At 68.3% G+C, this 3,851-nt stretch carries 6 protein-coding genes; 2 read left to right on the forward strand and 4 right to left on the reverse strand.

Going from position 1 to position 3,851, the window contains the following annotated elements:
* A partial coding sequence (locus RMO12_RS07185) for a ThiF family adenylyltransferase (RefSeq protein WP_309638758.1) occupies positions 1-620 on the forward strand: 620 nt, incomplete at its 5' end.
* Positions 621-870: 250 nt separating this feature from the next.
* Here the strand turns inward: RMO12_RS07185 and thpR are convergent.
* The 3 genes from thpR to RMO12_RS07200 are packed head-to-tail and all read right to left on the reverse strand — an operon-like array spanning position 871 to position 2,478.
* Positions 871-1,383, reverse strand: coding sequence for an RNA 2',3'-cyclic phosphodiesterase (thpR, locus tag RMO12_RS07190; protein WP_309638759.1), 513 nt, complete (start codon positions 1,381-1,383; stop codon positions 871-873).
* Positions 1,380-2,147, reverse strand: coding sequence for a Sir2 family NAD-dependent protein deacetylase (locus RMO12_RS07195; protein WP_309638760.1), 768 nt, complete (start codon positions 2,145-2,147; stop codon positions 1,380-1,382). Before RMO12_RS07195 ends, thpR begins: the two co-directional genes overlap by 4 nt.
* Positions 2,148-2,172: 25 nt before the next feature.
* A complete protein-coding gene (locus tag RMO12_RS07200) occupies positions 2,173-2,478 on the reverse strand; it encodes an acylphosphatase (protein ID WP_309638761.1) in 306 nt (101 codons plus the stop codon).
* Positions 2,479-2,601: 123 nt separating this feature from the next.
* Between RMO12_RS07200 and RMO12_RS07205 the strand changes: the two genes are divergently transcribed.
* Positions 2,602-3,276 (forward strand): protein-L-isoaspartate(D-aspartate) O-methyltransferase, encoded by a 675-nt coding sequence (locus RMO12_RS07205; RefSeq protein WP_309638762.1) that lies wholly within the window; start codon positions 2,602-2,604, stop codon positions 3,274-3,276.
* 29 nt (positions 3,277-3,305) lie between these two features.
* Here the strand turns inward: RMO12_RS07205 and RMO12_RS07210 are convergent, their stop codons facing one another.
* Positions 3,306-3,836, reverse strand: coding sequence for a carboxymuconolactone decarboxylase family protein (locus RMO12_RS07210; protein ID WP_309638763.1), 531 nt, complete (start codon positions 3,834-3,836; stop codon positions 3,306-3,308).
* Positions 3,837-3,851: the final 15 nt, after the last annotated feature.

The raw sequence follows: 3,851 nt of genomic DNA on the forward strand, positions 1-3,851 counted from the left end.
TCAACCGATCGCTGTTTGCGCTGCGTGACGTCGGCCAGCGCAAGACAGCGGTACTCTGTGCCAGCCTTCGCCGGATCAACCCGACGGTTGAGGTCGAGGAGCAACCGGTGCGGATCGTCGAGGCCGTCCAGCTGCACGACCTGCTGGATGGCCGCCCGTCCCATTCCATCGTCGTCAACTGTGCCGACCAACCCAGCGTGGACGCGACCTCCGCGCTCGTAGACGAAGCATGCAAGCGTTCCGGCATGTCATACGTCATCGCCGGTGGGTACAACCTTCACCTAAGCCTGATTGGCATGACCGTTATCCCCGGCCGGTCGGCGTGCTATCACTGCGGCTGCATCAGCCTCGGGGAACAGCAGGGCGACGACCTGCAGAACCTGCGCAAGCTGGCGCGCCCGTGGCGGAACATCGGGAACTTGGCGCCACTCGCTGCAATCACCGCATCATTTGCGGCCAGCGAGGTGCTGCGCCTCGCGGTGGCGTCCGACCGGCTGCCGCCAAGAATGCTCGGCCGACGGGGTGAGTTCAATTTCCTCACCAATGAACTGCACATGGTCGAACTGCCGCCGCGCGAGGAATGCGGATGCTGCGCCGACAGGGCAGCCGCGCCTATTTGAAGATGGATTTGACTGCACGAAGACTGCACGCCAGTGGTCGGCTCGCACTCTCGCAGCACAAGCACTCGGGATGATTTGATGCGGGGCAGTTGTCAAACCACCGAGCCCCGCTTCCATCTCTGGTGGGACCGCAGATCGAGGGTCGATCCGGCAGTGAGCGTCCGCTATGGAACGTTCTTGCGAGCGCCCGCTCTTGGCCGTCAGCGTCGCCCAACAACGCCAGCTCCCAGCACCTAAAACCCGCCGCGCGTCACGCGTAGTGCCGCAGCACGAGGTAGTCGCCCGTCACGGCCTGCGATTCCACCAGCGCGTAGCCGCGGACCTGCCAACGCACCATCGATGTGTGTGCAGGGGCCGCCGATTCGCTGGCATGGCGTGCCAGCGTCAGATGCGGTTGCCAGCGTCGGGTTTCGGTCGCCAGGTCCAGGCGTTCGAGCCCAACGCGCAGGGCAGCATGCAGCGCGGGCAGGGCCTGCGGCACGGCCTGCGGGGTCAGCACCGCGATGCCGTTCGGCCAGCGTTGCGCGCGGTCCAGGTGCAAGGTGAACGCACTGCAAGACACCCGCAATCCGTCGATCAGCTCGGGCAGGCGTCGCCGGGGCACTGCACCCAGAAAATGCAGGGTCAGATGCAGCCGCTCGCTGCGCTCCGGCACGGCATGGGCATCCCAGGCCCAGGCGTTGCGGCATCGGGCCAGGGCCTCGCGCGTGCCATCGTCCGGCCAGAGGGCAAGGAAAAGGCGCGCTGTGCCGCCGGCTTTCATGCCGCATGGGCTGCACAGACGGCCGGCAGCACTTCGCCGATCGGCCCGCGCAACAGCGCGTCGGCAACAGGGTCCATCGGCGTCGGCTGGTTGTTGATGATCACGATGTGTGCACCGGCCTGCCTGGCCACCGGAACGACACCCGCCACCGGATAGACCTGCAGCGTGCTGCCGACCGCGAGCAGCAGGTCGGCTTGGGCGGCGGCAACCATGGCGCGATCGATGACCGCCGGCACCAGGGCTTGCCCGAAGGAGATCGTGTCGCTCTTCAGGATGCCGCCGCAGGCGCGGCACGCCGGATCGGCCTCGCCGGCGCGAACCCGATCCAGCACGTTGGCCATCGGCGTGCGCTGGCCGCAGCCCCAGCACATGGCGCGGCGCATCGTGCCGTGGACTTCGATGATGCGCTCGCCGGCATGGCCTGCCAGCCGGTGCAACTCATCGATGTTCTGCGTGATCAGCGCGTGCAGCTTGCCGCGAGTCTCCAGTTCCACCAGTGCGAGGTGGCCGCGATTGGGGCGCGCCTGCCACGCGGGATGCGCCAGGCGGCTGCGCCACGCGGCCTGGCGCACCTGCGGGTCGGCCAGGTAGTGCTGCAGCGTCGACTGCTGCTCGGCGGCCGGGTTGACAGTCCAGACGCCTTGCGGCCCGCGAAAATCGGGGATGCCGGAATCGGTCGAGATGCCCGCCCCCGTCAACACGACGATGCGCCGGGCCGCGGCGATCCAGGCCCTGACGAGCTTGATGGCGTCGGTGGGCTGCACGTTCGAACAGGCCTCTGGGTTGCCCTTACAGGGTGGGCAGGCGCTCGAAGCGGTCGAAGCGAGGAAACGGTGGCTGCACCGGCGTTACTTCGAGCTCGTCGACAAGTGCCCAGGTCATGCCATCGCGCAGCCACCTGCACAGGTCCGCAAGCTGCTGGGGCGAACCCTGCAGCAGCACCTCCACCGACCCGTCCATGCGGTTACGCACCCAGCCGGTAACTCCCATCTCGCGCGCGCGGCCCACGCAGGCTTCGCGATACCCGATGCCTTGCACACGGCCACAGACCCGCACCAGCCAGCTCTCGAGCAGCCCTTCTTCGTCGTCGCTCATGCGCAGACTTTGCGCGCGATGCCGATGTCGAGCAAGCCCGGCACCGCTGCGCCGGGGCACGACGCGTTGCCCGGCTGGGCGTACGATCGATGGCCCCATTGGCGCCATTCGCAAGGGTTCACGATGAGCGACCCGGACTTCGCAATGCAGCGCCAGCAGATGACCGCGGAGATCGCCATGCACACGATCTTTCTGACCGGGCGACTGGGCAAGGCGGCGCTCGGCCGGCGCGTCCTGGACGCGATGGCCAAGGTGCCGCGCCACGCCTTCGTGCGCCTCGAATTGCAGCCCCTCGCCTACGCCAACACACCGTTGCCGAGCGGCTACGGCAAGACGATCTCGCAGCCGTTCATCGTCGCGCTGATGACCGACCTGCTCGATCTGCAGCCGACCGACATCGTTCTCGAGGTCGGCACCGGGCTGGGCTACCAGACGGCGATCCTGGCCGAGCTGACGCAGCATGTTTACAGCATCGAGTTGATCGAGGAACTCGCGCTCGACGCGCGCCAACGTCTGGCCCGGCAGGGCTGCAGCAACGTCGAGTTGCGCGTTGGTGACGGCCGCGCCGGCTGGCCCGACCACGCGCCGTTCGACAAGATCATCGTCACCGCGGCGCCCGATCTCGTGCCGGCGTCGCTGATCTACCAGTTGAAGCCGGGCGGCAGGATGGTCATTCCCGCCGGCCTGCCCGACGAGCAGCAACTCCTGCTGGTGGAGAAAGACAGCCACGACACGCTATCGACGCGCGAGATCCTGCCGGTTCGGTTTTCGCTGCTCGAGGACGCCGAGGCAGGCTGAATCCGCACGCGCGAACCCGACCGCCGACACTACGCCCGCGTGCGCGCCGCGTTCATCACCAGCGCCAGCAGGCCGTAGTAGCCGCAGGTGGCGACCAGGTCGACCACGGCGGGCTCGCCGAAGCGCGCGATCGCCTTCGCCCAGGTGACGTCGCCGACCTGGCCGCGGTCCTGCAGCAGCTCGACGCAGAAATCGTGCACCAGGGCCTCGTCGTCGGCCATCGTGGCCGGCCGTTCGCCGCGCTCGATCGCGCTCACCGTGGCGGCCGCGAGGCCCTCGCGCTCGGCGATCGGTGCGTGGATCGCCCACTCGACCGGCTGCGCGAAATGCTTGGCCGTGACCAGGATCGCCAGCTCGGTCAGGCGCACGCCGATGGCGCTGCGGTAACGCAGGTATTCGCCCAGGCGCTGCACATGGCCGGAGAGTTCGGGGCTGCGCAGCAGCGGCACGAAGGGCGCGAGCACGGCGCCGCGCGGGCCGGCGATCATTGCCTCGGCCTCCTTGCGCTGGGCCTCGGTCCAGCGCTCGGGCGGGATGGGGGGCAGGCGGTCTTGAGCCATGGCGGTGTGCAGTGT

It is taken from the genome of Methylibium sp. (genome assembly GCF_031393925.1).
Taxonomy (GTDB): domain Bacteria; phylum Pseudomonadota; class Gammaproteobacteria; order Burkholderiales; family Burkholderiaceae_C; genus Methylibium.

What these genes read in the sequence shown, in the direction of transcription:
- thpR (WP_309638759.1), bottom strand. Translation starts at nt 1,383, where the DNA reads ATGAAAGCCGGCGGCACAGCGCGCCTTTTCCTTGCCCTCTGGCCGGAC.
- RMO12_RS07205 (WP_309638762.1), top strand. Translation starts at nt 2,602, where the DNA reads ATGAGCGACCCGGACTTCGCAATGCAGCGCCAGCAGATGACCGCGGAG.
- RMO12_RS07210 (WP_309638763.1), bottom strand. Translation starts at nt 3,836, where the DNA reads ATGGCTCAAGACCGCCTGCCCCCCATCCCGCCCGAGCGCTGGACCGAG.
- RMO12_RS07200 (WP_309638761.1), bottom strand. Translation starts at nt 2,478, where the DNA reads ATGAGCGACGACGAAGAAGGGCTGCTCGAGAGCTGGCTGGTGCGGGTC.